Annotated in this window: 18 protein-coding genes and 1 pseudogene; 11 read left to right on the top strand and 8 right to left on the bottom strand. The window is 41.8% G+C overall.

What is annotated here, in order from left to right; all coding sequences use genetic code 11:
• Positions 1-134 precede the first annotated feature (134 nt).
• The 4 genes and pseudogenes from L4D09_RS14695 (at position 135) to L4D09_RS14680 (ending at position 4,440) form a co-directional block, all read left to right on the top strand.
• Positions 135-1,175 carry an amino acid ABC transporter substrate-binding protein gene (locus L4D09_RS14695; protein WP_428458269.1) on the top strand — a complete coding sequence of 347 codons (1,041 nt, stop codon included), beginning with the start codon at positions 135-137 and terminating at the stop codon, positions 1,173-1,175.
• A 99-nt stretch (positions 1,176-1,274) separates the two neighbouring features.
• On the top strand, positions 1,275-2,552 hold the full coding sequence (locus L4D09_RS14690) for an amino acid ABC transporter permease (protein ID WP_428458268.1): 1,278 nt from the start codon (positions 1,275-1,277) through the stop codon (positions 2,550-2,552).
• A gap of 413 nt (positions 2,553-2,965) precedes the next feature.
• Positions 2,966-3,652, top strand: a pseudogene (locus L4D09_RS14685) (amino acid ABC transporter permease); the annotation flags it as partial.
• Positions 3,653-3,672: 20 nt separating this feature from the next.
• Positions 3,673-4,440: an amino acid ABC transporter ATP-binding protein gene (locus L4D09_RS14680; protein ID WP_428458267.1), complete on the top strand. Its 768-nt coding sequence runs from the start codon at positions 3,673-3,675 to the stop codon at positions 4,438-4,440.
• 72 nt (positions 4,441-4,512) lie between these two features.
• Here L4D09_RS14680 and L4D09_RS14675 read toward each other — a convergent pair whose 3' ends face one another.
• A complete protein-coding gene (locus tag L4D09_RS14675) occupies positions 4,513-5,406 on the bottom strand; it encodes a LysR family transcriptional regulator (RefSeq protein ID WP_428458266.1) in 894 nt (297 codons plus the stop codon).
• A 127-nt stretch (positions 5,407-5,533) separates the two neighbouring features.
• Here L4D09_RS14675 and L4D09_RS14670 point away from each other — a divergent pair, with 127 nt between their 5' ends.
• Both L4D09_RS14670 and L4D09_RS14665 read left to right on the top strand, forming a co-directional pair.
• A complete protein-coding gene (locus L4D09_RS14670; RefSeq protein ID WP_428458265.1) occupies positions 5,534-6,631 on the top strand; it encodes an alcohol dehydrogenase family protein in 1,098 nt (365 codons plus the stop codon).
• 196 nt (positions 6,632-6,827) lie between these two features.
• The gene (locus tag L4D09_RS14665) at positions 6,828-7,349 is read left to right on the top strand and encodes a YqhA family protein (RefSeq protein ID WP_428458264.1); all 522 of its coding nucleotides are present in this window, start codon (positions 6,828-6,830) and stop codon (positions 7,347-7,349) included.
• A 65-nt stretch (positions 7,350-7,414) separates the two neighbouring features.
• Here the strand turns inward: L4D09_RS14665 and L4D09_RS14660 are convergent, their stop codons facing one another.
• Positions 7,415-7,798, bottom strand: coding sequence for a hypothetical protein (locus L4D09_RS14660; RefSeq protein WP_428458263.1), 384 nt, complete (start codon positions 7,796-7,798; stop codon positions 7,415-7,417).
• A gap of 44 nt (positions 7,799-7,842) precedes the next feature.
• The gene (locus L4D09_RS14655; RefSeq protein ID WP_428458262.1) at positions 7,843-8,259 is read right to left on the bottom strand and encodes a hypothetical protein; all 417 of its coding nucleotides are present in this window, start codon (positions 8,257-8,259) and stop codon (positions 7,843-7,845) included.
• A 467-nt stretch (positions 8,260-8,726) separates the two neighbouring features.
• On the opposite strand from L4D09_RS14655, the gene L4D09_RS14650 reads away from it, so the two are divergent.
• From L4D09_RS14650 to modC, 4 genes are all read left to right on the top strand, one after another.
• On the top strand, positions 8,727-10,343 hold the full coding sequence (locus L4D09_RS14650; protein ID WP_428458261.1) for a BCCT family transporter: 1,617 nt from the start codon (positions 8,727-8,729) through the stop codon (positions 10,341-10,343).
• A 269-nt stretch (positions 10,344-10,612) separates the two neighbouring features.
• Positions 10,613-11,380 (top strand): molybdate ABC transporter substrate-binding protein, encoded by a 768-nt coding sequence (gene modA, locus L4D09_RS14645; RefSeq protein WP_428458260.1) that lies wholly within the window; start codon positions 10,613-10,615, stop codon positions 11,378-11,380.
• On the top strand, positions 11,380-12,069 hold the full coding sequence (gene modB, locus L4D09_RS14640) for a molybdate ABC transporter permease subunit (protein ID WP_428458259.1): 690 nt from the start codon (positions 11,380-11,382) through the stop codon (positions 12,067-12,069). Before modA ends, modB begins: the two co-directional genes overlap by 1 nt.
• Complete coding sequence (gene modC, locus L4D09_RS14635) at positions 12,066-13,145, top strand: molybdenum ABC transporter ATP-binding protein ModC (protein ID WP_428458258.1); 1,080 nt, start codon at positions 12,066-12,068, stop codon at positions 13,143-13,145. Before modB ends, modC begins: the two co-directional genes overlap by 4 nt.
• A 67-nt stretch (positions 13,146-13,212) precedes the next feature.
• Here modC and L4D09_RS14630 read toward each other — a convergent pair whose 3' ends face one another.
• Positions 13,213-15,117, bottom strand: coding sequence for a bifunctional metallophosphatase/5'-nucleotidase (locus tag L4D09_RS14630; protein WP_428458257.1), 1,905 nt, complete (start codon positions 15,115-15,117; stop codon positions 13,213-13,215).
• Between the two features lie 747 nt (positions 15,118-15,864).
• Here L4D09_RS14630 and L4D09_RS14625 point away from each other — a divergent pair.
• Positions 15,865-16,485, top strand: coding sequence for a CAP domain-containing protein (locus L4D09_RS14625; RefSeq protein ID WP_428458256.1), 621 nt, complete (start codon positions 15,865-15,867; stop codon positions 16,483-16,485).
• A gap of 64 nt (positions 16,486-16,549) precedes the next feature.
• On the opposite strand, the gene L4D09_RS14620 is transcribed toward L4D09_RS14625, so the two are convergent.
• The 4 genes from L4D09_RS14620 to L4D09_RS14605 all read right to left on the bottom strand — a co-directional run bounded on the left by L4D09_RS14620 (position 16,550) and on the right by L4D09_RS14605 (position 19,922).
• The gene (locus L4D09_RS14620; RefSeq protein WP_428458255.1) at positions 16,550-17,833 is read right to left on the bottom strand and encodes an LssY C-terminal domain-containing protein; all 1,284 of its coding nucleotides are present in this window, start codon (positions 17,831-17,833) and stop codon (positions 16,550-16,552) included.
• Positions 17,834-17,836: 3 nt separating this feature from the next.
• Positions 17,837-18,568: a glycosyltransferase gene (locus L4D09_RS14615; RefSeq protein WP_428458254.1), complete on the bottom strand. Its 732-nt coding sequence runs from the start codon at positions 18,566-18,568 to the stop codon at positions 17,837-17,839.
• A 260-nt stretch (positions 18,569-18,828) separates the two neighbouring features.
• On the bottom strand, positions 18,829-19,095 hold the full coding sequence (locus tag L4D09_RS14610) for a D-fructose-6-phosphate amidotransferase (protein ID WP_428458253.1): 267 nt from the start codon (positions 19,093-19,095) through the stop codon (positions 18,829-18,831).
• 146 nt (positions 19,096-19,241) lie between these two features.
• A complete protein-coding gene (locus tag L4D09_RS14605; RefSeq protein ID WP_428458252.1) occupies positions 19,242-19,922 on the bottom strand; it encodes a DUF4336 domain-containing protein in 681 nt (226 codons plus the stop codon).
• Between the last annotated feature and the right edge of the window lie 13 nt (positions 19,923-19,935).

The following is a 19,935-nucleotide window of genomic DNA, read 5'->3' as shown; positions in this document are numbered from 1 at the left end:
AAATAATATTCTGTTTCGTGAATAAAGAATAAAGCTGGCATCGAGGTTGCAATTAAAGGAAAGAGAGCGAAGAAAAGATGTATTAACTTGCTTCGTAAGCAATCTTATTTTTAATGGTAGACAGGATGTCCAGTATGAAAAAAGTAGTAAAAGGCTTTTCAGTGTCGTTGTTGGCTTCAGCGTTTGTGATGGTGGGGAGTGTTAATGCAGCCCCAGCTTCAACGGGCTCTACGTTAGATAAAGTGAAAAGTGCAGGTATGCTTAAATGTGGTGTAAGTACTGGCTTACCAGGTTTTTCAAGTACTGACTCAAAGGGTAATTGGGAAGGCATTGATGTTGAGTACTGCCGTGCTGTTGCGGCAGCCGTGCTTAAAGATGCCAATAAGGTGCAATTTGTTCCACTTACAGCAAAAGAGCGATTCACGGCTCTCCAGTCAGGTGAAATTGATATCCTTTCACGTAATACAACATGGACATTGCAGCGAGATGCCGCGCTAGGAATCAACTTTGTTGGTGTAAATTATTATGACGGCCAAGGCTTTATGGCGAATAAAGACTTAGGTATTAGTTCAGCAAAGGAGTTGGATGGCGCGTCAGTTTGTATTCAATCAGGAACAACAACTGAGCTTAACCTTGCGGACTATTTTCGAGTTAATGGCATGAAATTTAAGCCAGTCGTTTTTGATTCGTCGGATCAAACCGTGAAAGGGTTTGAAGCTGGCCGCTGCGATGTCCTGACTTCTGACCAATCTCAGCTATATTCACTTCGTATTAAGTTATCTGATCCAACGTCAGCTGTCGTACTTCCTGAGGTGATTTCGAAAGAGCCGCTAGGCCCTGCCGTTGCACAAGGTGATGATCAGTGGTTCAACATTACAAAATGGACGCTGAGCGTGATGGTTAATGCTGAAGAGTATGGTATTAACCAGAGTAATATCGAAGATAAGAAAACATCGACAGATCCAAATGTACGTCGCCTGCTAGGTATTGAAGGGCCTAAAGGCCAAGGCTTGGATCTAGTTGACGATTGGTCATATCAAGTTATTAAGCAAGTTGGTAACTATGGTGATAGTTTCGAACGTACCGTTGGCACTGGTTCACCATTAAAAATAGCTCGTGGTTTGAATGCCTTGTGGAATGACGGCGGCATTATGTATGCGCCCCCTGTACGTTAATTAATTGGCCGGCTGGCTAGGTGGGTACCAGCGAGACTGGATCGTTGGTATCTGCCTTTTTCATGCGCAAAGAAATAGATTAGTAGTATAGGTGCATAAATGTCGATGAGTAATATAGAGCTAGAATCACACTTGGTTCAAGATAGTGAACTCAACCACGAAAAGAAATTGGGGAAGAGTAGCCAAGGCCATGAGGTTAATTCAGCTACGCCGAAGAAATCGTTAAAGAGTATTATTTATAACCCAACGGTACGCGCAATATTCTTTCAAAGTTTATTATTACTGGGCGTTGGGTTGTTTGTTTTTACAGTAATTAATAACGCGCTTGATAATTTAGCACTACGAGGTATTTCTACAGGATTCGATTTTCTAAATCAAACGGCAGGCTTTGGTATTGGCATGTCTCTTATATCTTACGATGAAACCCATACTTATGGGGCAACTTTCATTGTGGGTTTATTAAATACAGCGCTTGTGGCGGCATTGGGGATTGCTTTTGCAACGTTGCTTGGGTTTCTTGTTGGAATAGCGAAATTATCAAAAAACTGGATATTAAGTCGAGCAGCAGCTGTATATATAGAGACGTTTCGTAATCTTCCTCTACTGCTACAAATTTTATTTTGGTATACCGTCGTTTTACAAGCAATGCCATCACCAAGAAATAGCCTCTCTATCGGAGATGCAATATTTCTTAATGTACGAGGACTATTCTTCCCTGCATTAGTACCGGGTGAAAAGGGCTGGTTAGTTGGTATAGCATTCATTTTGGCGCTATCGCTATCTATGTTTGTGCACTGGATAAGCCGTAAGAAACAGAGAGAAACAGGACATTCACTACCTGCTTGGCGATATACATTGATATTGATAACGGTGATCCCATTATTAGCGTTTTTCATCTTGGGTAAACCTATCGGTATCGAGTATCCAGTACTAAAGGGATTCAATTTCCAAGGTGGTATTGACGTGATGCCAGAGTTGTTTGCCTTGTTAATTGCACTGAGTATTTATACTGCAGCATTTATAGCAGAAATTGTCCGCTCAGGTATTACCTCTGTTAGCAAGGGGCAAACTGAAGCTGCTAGTGCATTGGGGCTAAGGCCTGGGTTGACGTTGAAACTGGTTGTTATTCCACAGGCAATGCGGGTCATTATCCCACCACTGACTAGTCAGTATTTGAATCTAGTGAAAAATTCATCTCTTGCTATGGCTATTGGTTATCCAGACTTAGTGTCGGTTTTTGCAGGAACAACCCTGAACCAAACGGGTCAGGCGATTGAGATCATTTCCATGACAATGGCCGTCTATCTGACATTTAGTTTATTGACGTCATTATTGATGAATTTGTTTAATCGTAAAATGGCTCTGGTGGAGAGATAAAAATGAAAACTTACTATTTTGCACCACCAGAAACGCCACCCGCGAAACTAACGGGCATATCGGCTTGGTTACGATCAAATCTTTTTTCTTCGGCCCTGAATACCCTGATCACCGGTATTGTGGTTGGCATAAGCTTTATTGCGATGGCGAGCTTAATTCAATGGGCGTTACTTGATGCTGACTGGATTGGCGCAACGCGTGATGATTGCACCCGTGATGGGGCTTGCTGGGTGTTTGTTCAAGCTCGTTTCGAACAGTTTTTGTTTGGCTTTTACCCAGCAGATCAATTGTGGCGACCAATCGCATTTATGGTGATGATCGCAGCGACGATAATTGGTTTAGTGGCTGGCAATATTTCAATTAAAAAGAAGCTGTTGGCATTCACACTAATCGGCTTTCCAATTATTTCAACAGTGGTTTTATATGGTGGTGTGCTAGGGCTGCCTGTGGTCGAAACCCATATGTGGGGTGGGTTACTTATCACTCTCGTTATCGCCATTACAGGCATTGTCGTTTCTTTACCCGTTGGCGTTGTGTTGGCGTTAGGACGTCGTTCGAATATGCCCATTGTACGTAGCTTAAGTACGGTATATATCGAATTTTGGCGAGGCGTACCACTTATAACCGTGTTATTTATGGCGTCGGTGATGTTGCCACTGTTTTTAGCTGGGGGAACCGAAATCGACAAGTTGGTCCGTGCATTGATTGGTGTCGTCCTATTCAATGCGGCTTATATGGCTGAGGCGATTCGGGGTGGTTTGCAATCGGTACCGAAAGGACAATATGAAGCTGCGGAAGCGTTAGGGTTATCCTATTGGAAATCTATGCGCTTGGTGATTTTACCGCAGGCATTAAAAGTCAGTATCCCTTCAATTGTTAACACCTTTATTGCTTTACTGAAAGACACCAGTTTGGTGCTGATCATAGGTATGTTTGATGTACTGGGTATTGCTCAATCAGCAAATAGTGATCCGGCTTGGTTAGGTTTTTCAACAGAGAGTTTTGTTTTTGCCGCGTTGATTTTTTGGAGTATGTGCTTCGCTATGTCGAGATATAGCATTCACCTCGAAGGGAAATTGAGTACGGAACACAAGCATTAATTTGGTACAAGGAAGTAAACATGTATACGAAAACAGTTTATAAATCACTGGCGGAAGACACGATCATCCAATTACAAAAAGTGAATAAGTGGTATGGTGAATTCCACGTACTAAAAGACATAAACCTAGAGGTAAAAAAAGGCGAAAAGATTGTTGTCTGCGGGCCATCAGGCTCGGGTAAGTCAACTATGATCCGCTGTATTAATCATCTCGAAAACCACCAGAAAGGTCAGATCCTTGTTGCAGGCACTGAGCTTAATGATGATTTAAAGAATATCGAACTTGTGCGGCGTGAGGTGGGAATGTGTTTTCAGCACTTCAATCTATTCCCGCATTTGACAGTACTTGAAAACTGCACATTATCCGCTGTGTGGGTTAAGAATATGCCCCAACATGAAGCCGATGAATTGGCTATGGAATATCTGAAGCGAGTTCGTATTGCGGATCAAGCCCATAAGTACCCAGGGCAACTCTCGGGTGGCCAGCAACAACGAGTCGCCATTGCTCGCTCATTAACCATGCAGCCACAAATCATGCTGTTTGATGAGCCAACATCGGCGCTTGATCCTGAAATGGTTCGTGAAGTATTAGATGTGATGGTGGAGTTAGCGGATGGAGGGATGACTATGATATGTGTAACTCACGAGATGGGCTTTGCGCGTGAAGTTGCGGATCGAGTTATCTTTATGGATGCTGGTGAAATTATTGAACAAAACGACCCTGAGACCTTTTTCAATAACCCTCAATATGACCGAACTCAGGCCTTTCTACAGCAAATTATTCACTGATTTTATCTAATTTATTGTGCAACATTTTGGCGCTCTTCCAGGCGCCTTTTTTATGCGCTTAAGTTAAAACTGTTATCGATAGTTTTGTTTACGACCTGCTAGCTGAAAGCATTGGGCAACTTTTTCAATGGTTTGGTCTTCAAGGTGAGGGGAGTGGATCATATTAATGGTGAGGGTTTGCGTGCTTTCAATGAGGGAAGATGGCAAAGGGCTGACAAGATCAGTATTAATAAGCGACTCTGGTAACAGTGCAATGGCATAACCGGTATTTACTGCTGTAACAATGTTTTCAAGTAATGTACTGGTTAATACCTTGTGATAGGTAAAATGAGCTTGTTGTAATCCTTGCTCACATAAGTCGCTTAATATGCAGTTATCCTGGTATATCGCAATCGGTAAACTGGCTAGTTGATCCAAGTTGTGGTGATTGGCTGCGACCCAAAAGAGCCTTTCACTCCATAACGTTAATTCATTTTCATATTCAGCCTCACCTGAAACAATGGCGATATCAAGTTCGCCAGTGGCCACTTTTTTTCTGAGTTCACGGCTTCTAGCACAAGTTATCGTCGCCTCTAAATTGGGTATCTCTTTGCGTAGTAGTGGCATGAAATACGTTAGAAAACACTGGGTATAATCGGTGGGTACACCGAAGTTGAAGTGCCCAGCTATCGTGTCTTCATTGAGTGCAGACAATGCTAGATTATTAAGTTGAAGAAACTGTTCGCTATAGGCGAGTAAGGTTTTGCCGACTTCAGTTAACTGAATACCGCGATTATTTCTCTCCATCAATGAGCTTCCAACCATATCTTCCAGCTTTTTTATTTGCATACTGACAGCGGCTTGTGACCGACAAATAACATCAGCTGCTTTTTTGAGTTCGCCGGTTTCAGCCACTACGGCAAAGGTACGTAATAGCTCAAGATCTAATAAGCGATCTTTCTTTAAGGCCTTTTCTGATACTTCCATACGATCACCAAAAAATTCATGATTTAGAAAAAGTGAATTGATAGTTCACTATTATTCGTTTGGCTGAATTGTAGTTATTTTTTACCATGATAAATAGAGCGTAACTTGAAATTTTTGAGGACATTATATGGAACAAAACAAACAGGCCTTACCGAAGAGTATGTCGGGTGTAGTACTGACGGGTCACGGTGGTCTTGATAAGCTGGAATATCGTACTGATCTTGTTGTTCCAACCCCAGCGCAAGACGAGGTCGTGATCAAGGTTGGCGCAGCTGCTGTGAATAATACCGATATCAATACTCGCATTGGCTGGTATTCCAAATCTGTATCGGAACAGACTGATACGGGGGCACTGAATGGTTTTGAAGGTGTTAATGATTCTGATGCGAGCTGGTCGGGCGATGCCCTTAATTTTCCATTAATCCAAGGCGCTGATTGTTGCGGTGTTATTGTTGCTGTTGGTGCAAATGTTGACCAAAAGCGCATTGGTGAGCGAGTACTGGTCAGATCGATTCAGCAAGTTGGTGAAAGTGCAGATTATATTTGCCAAACATTTGGCTCAGAGTGCAATGGTAGTTTTGCTGAATATACAAAAGCGTTATCAAGAGAGGCATTCGCGGTTGAAAGTAAATTAACCGATAGTGAATTAGCATCATTCCCTTGTTCGTATTCTACTGCAGAAGGCATGATTGAACGCGCTAACGTTGCAGCAAGCGACACAGTGCTGATTACAGGCGCGTCGGGTGGCGTTGGATCTGCCGCAATACAGTTGGCGAAGCGACGTGGTGCAAAAGTCATTGCCATTTGTAGCGATAGCAAGCGTGAGCAAATTCTTGCGATAGGTGCTGATGAAGTCATTAGTCGTGAGCAAAATTTACTTACGGTATTAGGTGATGAAAGCGTCGATGTTGTGATCGATCTTGTGGCTGGCAGTGAATGGGGAAAGCTACTGACCGTACTACGTCGTGGTGGGAGATATAGCGTAGCAGGGGCGATTGCAGGGCCAATGGTAGAGTTAGACGTAAGAACATTATATTTAAAAGATCTTACATTCTTCGGTTGCACTTTCCAGCCCAAATCGGTGTTTACAAACCTTATTAGTTATATTGAGCGTGGTGAAATTCAGCCTTTGGTATCAAAAGAGTATTTGCTTAAAAACATTCAGTTTGCACAGCAAGATTTCATGGCGAAAAAATTCGTTGGTAAGCTAGTGCTTCTGCCATAGCGTGGTATAGAAGCGCCTATTATTACTCATGTGTAATATTGATTTTATATTCTCATTATTATCATTTTACAGGTAACAAGTATAATGGTGGTTATCAAATAGATATACCAATATTACAGGCCAATTGTGACAGCCATCGCCTGTTGCACTAGTCTCTACAATGGACGGTGTAGTCGTTTTAGCCAGAGGAATAATAATGAAAAAGAAGGTATTTAACTATTTCCGCTACATCAGCTGGATTGCTATTTTGTGTTCGATGCTTGGTTCAATGCTACTGATCATCATTGGCGCGTATAAAGCTTATTCAGCCTTTGATGTGTTTATTTTTAACGCTATGCCGCCGGCTGAACTTGCACATCTTGATACTGCAGATATTGCGATTAGTTACTTGATTAAATCACTTGATACCTTCCTTGTTGCTTTGGTGTTATTTATTTTTGCCCACGGTATTTTTACACTGTTTATCTGGAATAAAAGTGCAGGGGAAGACCAAACAACAGAAGTGTTGAAGTGGATCAAGACCCCAAACATCGGTCATTTAAAGAATATTCTTGCCGAAGTGATCATTGTTATTTTGTTTGTGAAATTTTTGGAATTGGTATTAATTAACTTTAATAACTTAAGTTGGAATGTATTGATCTTGCCTGTGTCTATTCTATTACTGAGCTTAGGGCTTAAGTTTCTTGGTCTTGGCCAAGATGAAAACCAGAGTGAATGATCCCGCTTTACTGCTATCGTTTTACCAAAGTAAACCTAATGAGGGTGCTATGTATGGCACCCTCGTTAAGTGTAATGTTTAACTTCACACTGATAGCAATGTAGATGGCTTGGTTCACCTGTTTCTGTGTAGGTATACATAGACCAGTTTGAACACGATATGTGCTTTTTATTAGCGTAAACTTTCCCACAATGATCGCAGATGGGTTTAATTGATTCCCAGCGTTTCTGCTCACTATCGAGTGTACGTATTGCTGCTAAGAGAACGAATATAAACCAGAAGGCAGCAAGAGTGATGGCCCAAGCAGGGTTGAACCAAAACGCGACGAGTGGTGCAAGAAACGAACACCATACAAATAGCCTCATCTTGATGTTCTTAATGTGCACGACTTCGGCTAGCCACCAAGTCGATATAGCTGCAACGATTAGGAATACGATGAATAAGTGCATAGATTTCTTCTACAGTTCAGCATAAGGGGGAGGTAGATTAAGGTTTATCTATTTATTGCCACAAATTCGTTAGGAGTGAGAATGCTTGTTAACACGGCATATAGCCCCGTTTCACGCTCTACGAAACCACCGATTTCGAATACAAGGTCTGAAAATACTTTTTTCGTTTTACCATTTTCGTGCTCATCTAAGAAGCAATAACCCTTAGCACCTTGTTTAATCGCTTCCACATGTTCTATTCGTTTGCTGAGTCCAAGGTTTTTGGTGCCATCGGCCTTAGTACGCTCTCTGTTTGTTCCAAGAACACGAACCAAAATTGAATTACCGTCAGTAACGCGATCATTTATGTGCATCTGAAGCATGTAAGCTTCTTTGATTTTCATACCCCACATCCAAGGTACAGGCTGCTTTTCGGCACCTAAGTTAATGAACATTTGATTGCGCCCTATGCTGTCTTTCATTACTTATTTCCTCTGGGTAGATATGGACATTAAAACACTACTTTGTCATTTTTCACCGAAAGTAATGGTTTGCTCGTTAATTTTACGTACACCATTCTGTAAAGTCCACTGTTAGAATTTAATCTTTAGCTCTGGGTATGAGAGTGATTAAGCTAAATGTATACCATGCTAGCTAGGGGAGGTTATCTGTTGGAATACCCAATTGTCTTGAGTTCAATAGGTTTTTAATAAACCAGCTAAAGATCATTTATAACATCAGGAGTCGGTAATTTTTACCGATTCGATACACGTAGCAATACACAACTGTTCACAATTATCCAATGCATTAAAGCAAGCTTTATTTGAATTTTTATCCCATTATTGTTAGTCTCCGCACATATATTTATGTCCACCTCAGTTGTATGTGATGGTCATTTCGTTTTTACTTTTCGATCAAAAGTATTGCAGGGTATTCTTAAACCTTAGTTATGGATAGTACGTTAAATAAACAACGCTCCACAAACACATGTAGTTCAACAAATAAATACAGTATTAGAACTACTGATTACCAAGTTGGTCAGGATAATATTCAAAAATGGGGCGTCGATATACATAACCCTGTGTTCGGCATTAGCGCCGGTCTCATTCTCCTCCTCCTCACTGCACTCCTCCTCGCTGACTCCACTACCGCAAACGAAACATTAACTAGCGTTCGCAACAGCATCATGGCTGAATTTGATGTGTTTTTTATGTGGTCAACTAACTTTTTTGTTCTCTTTACTATGCTGTTGATTATATCGCCATTTGGTAAAATCCGAATTGGTGGTAAGCAAGCAAAAACTGAGCACTCAACGTTGTCTTGGGTAACGATGTTATTTGCTGCAGGTATGGGTATTGGCTTATTGTTTTGGGGAGTAGCTGAACCAACGGCTTACTTTACTAACTGGTGGGGAACCCCATTAAATGTTGAGCCATTTACGGAAGAAGCGAAATCATTAGCACTGGCTGCTACTGTTTATAACTGGGGCATCCATGGCTGGGCTGTCTACGGTGTTGTGGGTCTTGCTCTGGCTTTCTTTTCTTTTAATAAAGGACTGCCATTATCAATCCGCTCGGTATTTTATCCACTTATTGGTGATAGAACTTGGGGCTGGGCTGGTCACATAATTGATATAATGGCAGTACTTGCAACGTTATTTTCCCTCGCCACATCACTTGGCCTTGGTGCACAGCAAGCTGCAGGTGGTATCAATCACGTATTTGGCATAGAAAGCGGCATTGGCCTGCAGCTGATGGTTATTGTTTTTGTGACCTTAATTGCAATTATATCGGTTATTCGAGGCATTAATGGCGGTGTGAAAGTATTGAGTAATATCAATATGATACTAGCATTTTCTCTATTAGCTTTTATGCTGATTTTTAGTTTTGATGTCATTGTTATATCGATTCCAAACACTTTCGTTGCTTATGCAGAGAATTTTGCTGCTCTTAGTTACCCGCATGACCGTGGTGATGCTTCGTGGATGCAGGGTTGGACAATATTCTACTTTGCATGGTGGATTTCATTAGCCCCATTTGTTGGTATGTTCATTGCGCGTATTTCTAAAGGTCGTACTGTACGGGAATTCTTGTGCGCCGTGATCTTTGTACCAACCTTAGTGACATTGGTATGGATGGCGACGTTCGGTGGTATTGCTATCGATCAAGTAATCAATAAGGTAGGTGAGTTGGGTACGAATGGTTTGACTGATATTTCTTTATCATTATTCCACGTATTCGATGCCATCCCGTATGGTAATGCCTTGTCCATATTGTCGATTGTATTAGTATTAATCTTCTTTATTACGTCATCGGACTCTGCTTCGCTTGTGGTCGACAGTATTACGTCGGGTGGGAAGATTGATGCGCCGGTACCACAGCGTATTTTTTGGGCGGTAGTACAAGGTGCTATTGCTGCAACAATGCTTTGGCTTGGCGGTACCGAATCGCTGCAAGCCTTGCAAGCGGGTGTTGTGACAACAGGCTTACCTTTTACCGCTGTCATTTTGGTTATATGTGTAGGCCTGATAAAAGGTTTGAACTCTGAACGAGCTTTATATAAGTAATAATTTAAGTGGTAAAACTTAAGTTTAAAAACTTAATATGATAAATACTAACGGTCTCACACGCATGTTTGAGACCGTTTTTTTGTTCAGGTTGCGAATACTGATAGGGTGAATATATTCTTTGCTGAAGTAGACTTGCCTTAATGGTGACTGTGTAACCTAATGTTCAACCTCCCATATTTTATCAAACTCTCCCTTATGAGGTATTCCTATCAACCGTTATATACTTTAGTATATAACGGTGTTTGTTTTTACCTAAGGCGATAACAATGAAGCGATTGTGGGCATACGGAGCTCTAGTTGGAGCACTCTGTTTTTCAAGTACCATTCAAGCTAGTGAGCGCGTAACTGTTTTTGCTGCAGCATCGTTAACTAATGCATTAAATGAAATTGCAGATACCTACAAAGAAAAAACAGGCGTTAAAACAACTATTTCGTATGCTTCATCTTCAGCACTAGCCCGCCAGATATCTCAAGGTGCACCTGCCGATATTTACATCTCGGCAAATGAAAGATGGATGGACTATGTTGAACAACAACAAGCAATTGAACCTGAAAGCCGTAAGGCATTACTGCAAAATAGTTTGGTTGTTGTCGCCCCTAATGACTACCCGAAAGATAAAATAACAGTCTCGGCATCGTGGGATATTGAGCAAGCACTTCAAGGTACTCGGCTAGCTGTCGGCGACCCAAACCATGTACCTGCCGGGCTATATACTAAAGAATCGCTTCAATATTTCGGTCTTTGGCCTCAAGCCCTGCGTTTGATGGCAAGTGCTAGCAATGTGCGTTCAGCGCTCTTGCTGGTAGAAAGGCAAGAGGCCATGTTAGGGGTCGTATATAAAACCGATGCGCTGATTTCAAAAAATGTGAAAATTGTCTCTGAATTACCATCAGAAAGTCATACTCCAATTTCGTACCCAGTTGCTATTGTTAAAGGTAAATCAAATAGTAAGGTGCAAGGCTTCTACAGTTATTTATTATCAGATGAAGCCACCGCCATTTTTGCGCAATATGGCTTTGGGGACGTGAAGTAGTGTTGACGGAATACGAGCTTCAAGCACTGTTGCTGAGTTTGAAAATATCCAGTGTTGCTGTGTTAGTCAGTTTACCTCTTGGTGTCGCCTGTGCATGGTTACTTGCAAGGGGAAAGTTTATCGGTAAGTCGTTACTCGATGGGCTAGTGCATTTACCGCTGGTGCTACCTCCTGTTGTTATTGGCTATTTGCTATTGGTTCTACTCGGGCGACAAGGTGTTATCGGTAAAGCCTTATATGAATGGTTTGGTCTTACATTCAGTTTTAGTTGGCGTGGGGCAGTTATTGCTGTTGCCGTTGTTTCATTTCCATTGATGGTACGATCTATTCGATTGGCGTTAGAAAGTGTTGATAGCAAATTAGAACAAGCTGCCCGGACGCTTGGTGCAAGTCCGCTCAAGGTCTTCTTTACTATTACCTTACCGTTAACGATACCGGGTATTTTAACTGGCGCGATCTTAGCGTTTGCCCGAGCACTCGGTGAGTTTGGTGCAACTATCACCTTTGTTTCGAATATTCCCGGTGAGACTCAAACTATTCCATTGGCAATGTTTTCATTCATCCAAACACCAGGTGCAGAGCAGCAAGCTGCCCGTCTTTGTGTCATTGCAATTGTGATTGCATTATCTTCATTACTTGCTTCGGAATGGTTAACACGTAAGGCACGCAAAAGGCTGAATGCTCAATGATCACAATTAATGTCAAAAAAACACTGGGTGATCTGAAACTGGATATGCAGCTAGAGTTACCGATGCAGGGCATTACCGCAATATTTGGTCGCTCAGGTGCGGGTAAAACATCACTAATCAATATTTTAAGTGGGCTAAGTAAGCCCGATAGTGGTGCGATTACTATTGGTGAGCATGAATTGTTTAATAGCGAACGCGGGCTCAATTTACCACCTGAAAAACGTAATATCGGTTATGTATTTCAAGATGCTCGTCTATTCCCACATTATACCGTCGCTGGGAATTTACGTTATGGCTGTAAGGTGGAAGATCCTCTGCAATTTACCGCCATTGTTGAAATGTTAGGGATAGTACAGCTGCTGGAGCGTTACCCAGCTTCGTTATCTGGCGGTGAAAAGCAACGGGTCGCTATAGGTCGGGCATTGCTGTCTAACCCCGATATGTTATTGATGGACGAGCCACTTGCCTCGCTCGATTTACCACGAAAACAAGAACTTATGCCATATCTCGAGAAACTGGCTAAAGAAGTTAAGATCCCAATAGTCTATGTAACACATAGTTTGGATGAGATCCTTCGTTTGGCTGATCATATGGTGATGATAAATCAAGGTGAAGTCGTGGTTTCAGGTCATGTAAACAGTGTTTGGGGCGCGCCGGAAATGCGACCGTGGTTACCAGCAAAAGAGCAAAGCTCTTTGCTAAGTGCACGGGTTAATTACGATCATGCACGGTATGCACTCACACAGGTTATGCTGAATCATGACTCGTTCTTGTGGGTGAACAAACTTAATCGAACCCGAGGCGAATGGGTACGTGTACGTATTCACTCCAACGATGTGTCGATAACGAAAGTGATGCCACAGCAGACTAGTATTCGAAATGTTATTTCTGCGCGAATCGATAAAATTCATGCTGTTGATGAGCAACAGAAGGTAGAAGTTCGATTACGGGTTGGTGAAGCTCAATTATGGGCAAATATAACGTTATGGGCTGCCGATGAGCTAAATCTGCAAATAGGTGATCTTGTTTATGCTCAGATTAAAGGCGTTAGTGTGACTCAGGATGATCTTGCTTGATCACTGAATTTGAAAAATGCTTAAAATAGCTCCCAGAGACGGGAGCTATAAAACGTTGTTGCAAGGCTTAGTTAATAGACTGCGCAATGATGATATTACGTTTGATACCTTCTTGTTCATGTGCATCGTCTGTTGCTTTTAGCAGCGCTTGCTGCTTTGCAATGTATGCTTTTGCCAGTTCAGGTGAAGTGAACTTCAGATCTTTGACATTAATTGAAGCGACGTTGGTATAGCGGCCATCTTCGCTTGTCGGTACAGAAATCGTCCCTTCATTGATCAGGTTTTTAATGATTTCACGCTCTTGCTCGTAGCCTTCTAGTCCTGACAGCGCCCAGCGGTTCATTGACTTACCTGTATAGCTCCCTTCTTTAACTTCAGTTAAGTAACGGATTGCAAGGTTACGGATTGTGCCTGCTTCTTCACCGTATTCTTCTTCTGTATCAAACAGAACAGGGAAAGCTTGACCTTCCAGTACACCACCTGCTTTTGTTAAGTGGCCCATACGGTAGCTGTTCATACCAATACGGATAGGGGTGGTATTGGTGATTTGCTTGCCATCAGCAAATTGAAGTTGCTTAATGCGCTGTCCCGCAGGTTCTGTTAAGTCAATGGTGTAGGTAACGCCAGCAAAGAAGTCATTGGTTGAATACTTTGAAGCTCGACGTACAGGGTTGAAACTATATGTGACATCACCAGTACTGACACTATTGAAATAGCCCGCAGACCATTCCATATATTGCTTAAGCTCTTTACCTGTCATTTCGTAGACAGTGATTTCACCACCAGCGTACTGGTAGTTATAGGCAATATCTTTTGCTTTAATCTTGCCAACATCAAGCTTGGCGTAGTCATTGTCGATCTGTAGAGCTATAACATTCGCCTTTGGTGCATAATGCATGCTGGCTTCTTGGAATAGGGTACTGATACCAGTATCTTGGATATGAACTTGTGGAATACCGCGAACCTCATCCGCTGGAACAAGATCGATGCCTGTAAGTTCAGCGACAACTCGATTCGCATTTTCGCGTAAACGCTTATGATAAGGCGCATACAGCTCATCCATCTTTTCGTTAGAAGCAATTCCATCTATTTTGTAGGTGTAGCTGTCTTTATTCACAAGGGTGAACTTGCCATCATTTTCTTCAAATTGAAGGTCAATGCGTGACAATGCTCTACCGTATTTATCTGGTTCGGTAATAATTACGCCATTCACAACTGCTTTGTCGATGCGGGTATGCATGTGGCCAGCAACAATAGCATCAATTTCTGGGTTATCATTGGCGATATCGGTTACGCCGGTGGCTTCGATATTATTTTCATTGTCCAGTCCCATGTGGGCAACAAGAACGATGGCATCAACTTTATCATCAATCTGTTTGATGACTTTTTTAACTTCAAGAGAAGGGTTGGTGAATGTCATGCCTTCAAGACGGTTAGTCCCCTCGGCAAAAACTTGGGTCATTGGGGTATCCATACCGATGATCCCGATTTTGATCCCTTGCTTTTCGATCACCTTATAAGCAGGCAGAAATGGGTTACCGTCTTCTCGTTTAATATTCCCTGCTAAAGATGTACCTGAAAACTGAGATAGGGAACGATTTAAAACATCAAGGCCAAAGTCAAATTCGTGGTTACCAAGTACCCAGACGTCATATTGCATCTCGTTGAAGCCAAGCATCATCGGATCGACAGGTTCATCTTTAAAGGTCTCAACGAAGTTACCTTGAATCGTATCACCGGCATCGACCAAGATGACATTATCTTGATCTTGGCGGATCCCCTTAACTTTTGTTGCAATTTGGCTAAGGCTACCGCGCATGTTCAGTTTGTCACTGGCATAGTCCCATGGCATGAAGTGACCATGAATGTCTGATGTACCCAGGATTGTCACATCTATCATCTCTGATTCAGACGCAAAAGCGTTGCCACATAACGCTAGTATAATGGTTGAGGCTAAAATATTTTTCTTCATTATGATTCTTAAATAGTTGAAAATTCGCTTAAAGCTTACAAATATTACATTTTTATTACGGTGATTACGATCACTAAATAGCGACTACAAGCTCACACTGTTGCATTATTTGTGAGATGTAAATGGTGAAGGGAGCGGAGCTAAAAGGGCACATACAGGAAGCTAGTGAGAGGCACACAGCGGTAAATCGAGTCTTAAATTATTATAAAATCTGAGTTAGAGGCGAAGAGACTCATTTTTATGTGTGCTTTATAGCCAGTGTGGTTTATTTAACGGTATTATTAAATTATCGGATAAAATAGTAAAATATCGATATTAAAAATTTAGTATCAAGCAAAAAAGTTAAAAAACAAAAATAAATTTTTTGTCTTAAACATATTTATTACTAAATTAAAAGTCATGATAATGTCATGGGTGTCTTATTAATCATATCTTGGCGTTAGAATAATTGAGCATGGAATAAATTTAGTGGGTTATATTTATAGTTTATACTTATCAATGGCTTAATGTGACTTTTCGTGTGTTTAGGTATTATCCGTCTTGTTATGATTGTGTCAGGATGAACAAAAAGTAACCGTTGCATATTGAAGCGTTAAGGCTAGAGTCAGTATAGTGTGACTCACGAAATCGCTGACAGACGATTAGCGAAAATATTAATCATGTTTTATTCAGTTAAATATTTAATTTAATTTTTCCTATTTATAGGTGGGTAAAACATATCTAATGTATTCAACGGTTAGGTATCTCATGCGAGTAGTTCCATTAATTCTTCTTTCTTCATTATTATTGGCTGGCTGTGGTTCAGGCGGCTCAGATTCAGGCTCCAACTCTGGCAACAGCGGCTCCGACGTTTCTGATGGCGGTGGTAATTCAAATAATGGCGGTTCCGGTGATAATGGATCAGATGGCAACGATGATGGTAACCCTGTAGTTTTGCCTCCACCAAGTGATGAGTTTGCAGATCAAATGCTATACGCTGTGAATCTAGCGCGCTCGGAACAACAAAACTGTGGTGGAACTATCATGCCAGCAGTACCTGCATTGGAATGGGATTACGATTTAGAAGCCGCGGCATATCGTCACTCGAGTGACATGGCAAATGCAAATTTCATGAGCCACACCGGCTCGGACGGCAGTTCACCTGATCAGCGAATTGCCGATACAGGCTATTCTGCTAATGCATGGGCAGAAAACGTTGCCGCTGGACAACAAAGCATTGATGCCGTTATGACGGCTTGGATGAATAGTGCTGGCCACTGTACCAACATCATGAATGCGAATGTCACCGAGCTAGGTGCTTCACTGGTTGAGAACCCTGGTTCAGGTTATGGCTACTATTGGACACAGGTATTTGCCCGTCCTAAATAACAATCAAGAGATTGGTTTAATTTAGACTTATACCCAAACATCGACGATGTTTGGGTATAGTTGTTTAGGAAGGCTGCTTTTCTAACACTAATACTTGGCCATCAGTAAAATAATGGTTTGATTTTGAGTAGGCTTTTGGGTCACCAAGACGTCGGTAGCTGGCTGACCACTTAGTGTTATCTATCGCTTCTATAATTCTGTCGCGTTCTTGATCGATATCTGGGTCAATGGCATGCAATACAGTGATCATACCTTTGTAGTGAGCAAGTTTTAGATCATTGTCATAACTCACCGATCCCATCCAAATCTCTTTACTTGTTGATTGCTCTTTACCTGCATACCACCATCGAATGTGCCGTCGCTGTACAATATCGCCTTTATGTTGATAAGCGAGTAGTTGTGGCTGTTGAGCCCAATAAAGATCGGAAATAGGCGGTAATTCATCAGTCATTAAAGCAAGGTACTGCTTCAAGTTAAGGTCATCTTTTGAAAATGTTTTGTTTTCAATCCAGCCTTGTTCTGCCATTAAAATGCTTGGGTGTTCACCAATTATCACAACATTTATTGGCTGTGGCTTATAGACCGGAGCCAGACCCGGATAGATTTTGTAATCCAGAGTTTCTAAAGAAACGAGCTGTTCTGTATTCGTAGCACTAGCATTGGCTGATGATATCCACTCAATGCTGTATGCGTTGCTGTGGAAGAAATGGTAGTAATTTGCAGCACCTAAAGAAATAAGCCAGCAAACGGACATGCTAAACCACTTTTTTCTGGCATCGAGCCGATACAGGGTGGCACAAGCAATGGTTGCGAGTGTAATGGCAATCAGTAACACGCTATGTTCTTGAAGGAATAATAAGACAGTATCCCAGCTTGGCAGTAAATGGATGCCTTTTCCTACGAGAAAGCCAATGAGTACAAATTGACCAATGCCAGCGGCAAGGCCAATAGCAGAGTAAAAAGTGAATATGTGCCAAGGGACAGCATAACTTCCGGCTAAGAAAGGCATAATCCATGCGACTGGACCAAGTAGTCGTGCTAGTGCAATAAACCAAGGCCCACGTTTTTTTAAAATCAGCCGTGTTTTGGCGATAGGGCGACGCGTTTTCTTGATACGTCTTCCTAGCCAGCGGCGGCCTTGACCGCCGTACTTGCAGCCAATGAAGTAACTAAGCTGATCGCCAATAAATCCCCCCATAAATACAGCAATTACACCATAAAGTGCACCGCTTGCCAGAAGATAGCCTGCTGCGAGTAGGAAAGGCTCGCCGGGGACGACTAAATTCGGGCCGATTAATGCGTCTAATAGGCTCCCCCCGAAGAACCACCACCACGCATGCTCTGACATAATTTATTTTGCATCCTTGTAGTGATCAAATTTGTAGTCTATTTCGTTTTTACGCATCTCACCGAAGAGGAAACGTCGAACATTGGCTTTGAAGTAAGTCCATCCCATGGTGAATAAACCATCTTGCTCTAGGCGGCGGGGATCAAACCAAAAGCTGATTGGCAGAATTCGATAGCGCCATGTTTGTGCTGCTCGTTTGGCATAATCACAGTCTTCACAGAGTGTAATTTCTGTATCGAAGCCGCCTATCTCGCTGTGCACGCGTTTGGTTGAAAACATGCAGGCACCAACAGCTGTAGGGAAGAAATACGATGTTGCGAATAACCCTGCATTAAAGGCTAGGTAGCCAGCTTTATAGCCCAAAGATAGGTTTTCTGCACCCATATAGACGCCAGCAACCTCAAGCTTTTTCGCCTGTAGGTGGTGTAGGGCATTGGTTAAGAATGTTGGTGATAAACGTACGTCAGCATCTAGGAACAAAAGTCTTTCGTGTTTAGCGAGTTCTGCACCGGTATTTCGTCCTAAGCTTGTTCCACGTTGTTCCATCTTGTGAATCACGAGTGAGGGAAGGGCCTGTTCAAAACCGCGTGCTACTTCACAGGTGTTATCTTCGCTATTTGAGTCGACCACAATCACCTCAAATTGCTGGTGGCTTTGTTTACTGAGATCATCTAGCAGACGACCGATACGTTTTTCTTCATTTAGTGTGATTACAACAATACTGATAGGCGTCATAATTTTTTCTCTTCTTGTTTGAATATGTAGCCATCATACTTAGGCAAGTTTGAACTATTGATGACGGTAGCTATTCATATTCAATTCATATTAAAGAGAATTGAGCGCATATTTTGATAAGAATATAATGATTATCTGAATTGTTTGGAGATTGAAGTTATAAGTTAGAGAGTCATGGTTAGTAATGAGGAGAGTAAGGGGAGGTCATGATATTCACGTTAATCCGTTTAATTACTCTCCATATGGGAAAAGGTGATACTTCACCCTTTTGATTTTTCTAGTAAATAAGCTTCCACATCATGTACCCATTGCGGTCTGTTAATGTATTTCCCAAGTAAGATACATGGAATAAAGAACAAAAACAGTGGGATAGCATCATGAATGTAAGCGCTGGCGTAAGCTTCTTCATGAGAGTAGTAATTTAATACACTTAAAAGGCTAAAGATTGTACCTAACATAACCATTGCTGCAGAGATAACGAGAATGATCCCTAGAATATCTCTGAAATAGACTTTTGATGCTGTCATAACCATTATCTTGAGTTGTTTTCTGTGGCTATGAATATACGCCTAAATATAACTATGAATGTGAAAGAGATCACGCTTGGTGATAGGTTGAAAATAAAAAGAAATTTTATTGATTTTAAGCAAAAAAATGAGCGGGCAAAGCCTGACTACTTCAATGCCCATTTAAATGCTTGGTGAAGACATGCTTTACCATTATGAGAAATTACTTGCCCATGCGATAAAATAATACGTTCAAAAGGCCATGTTAGAATTTCCTGTAAAGATTGGCGTAATCGCGTTTTATCATCAAATGTGAGGCGCCAATAAATAGGCATTGCAGGATTAAAATAGCATCCATTCAGCATCCCGAGGATAAACGTAAATGGGTTAGAACTCGGTTTCAACCAAGCTAATGTGTCACCCACAATCAGTGTTTTTGATTGAGGATCGCAAAAGACGACTTCTTCCATCTTATCACTGCCACGTAAGAGGGTCTGGTAAAGTTGGTGACGCCAGATCACAGGGCTGCTAGCACCAAGGGCATCATCAAAGACTAGGTCAGTACGTTTGTTTTGTAGCCCTGGCGGGGCAAAAAAGTACGCATTGGGATAAGCAAGCCACCATTCAGATAAGAACAAATGGTGATTCATATTAGGTGTGACAATGGCGTAAACTTGACCGAGTTTACTCAGTGCTAGTTGAAGTTTGGTGGTGAGTTGAATAGGGGAGTGGATCAGGAGCTGATTATTATCCAACCGTAGAATAGTCATTCTGGCACCAACGGGAATGCCGTTCATCTTGAACGGCATGTCCACATACCAAAGTCTATCTTTGCTCCATTCAATCATTGGTCGTCCTTAA

Origin of the sequence: Photobacterium makurazakiensis, assembly GCF_050336715.1 — a bacterium.
GTDB lineage: Bacteria > Pseudomonadota > Gammaproteobacteria > Enterobacterales > Vibrionaceae > Photobacterium > Photobacterium makurazakiensis.
The sequence above is the reverse complement of the archived record's forward strand: the minus strand, read 5'-3'. Positions and strand labels throughout refer to the sequence as shown.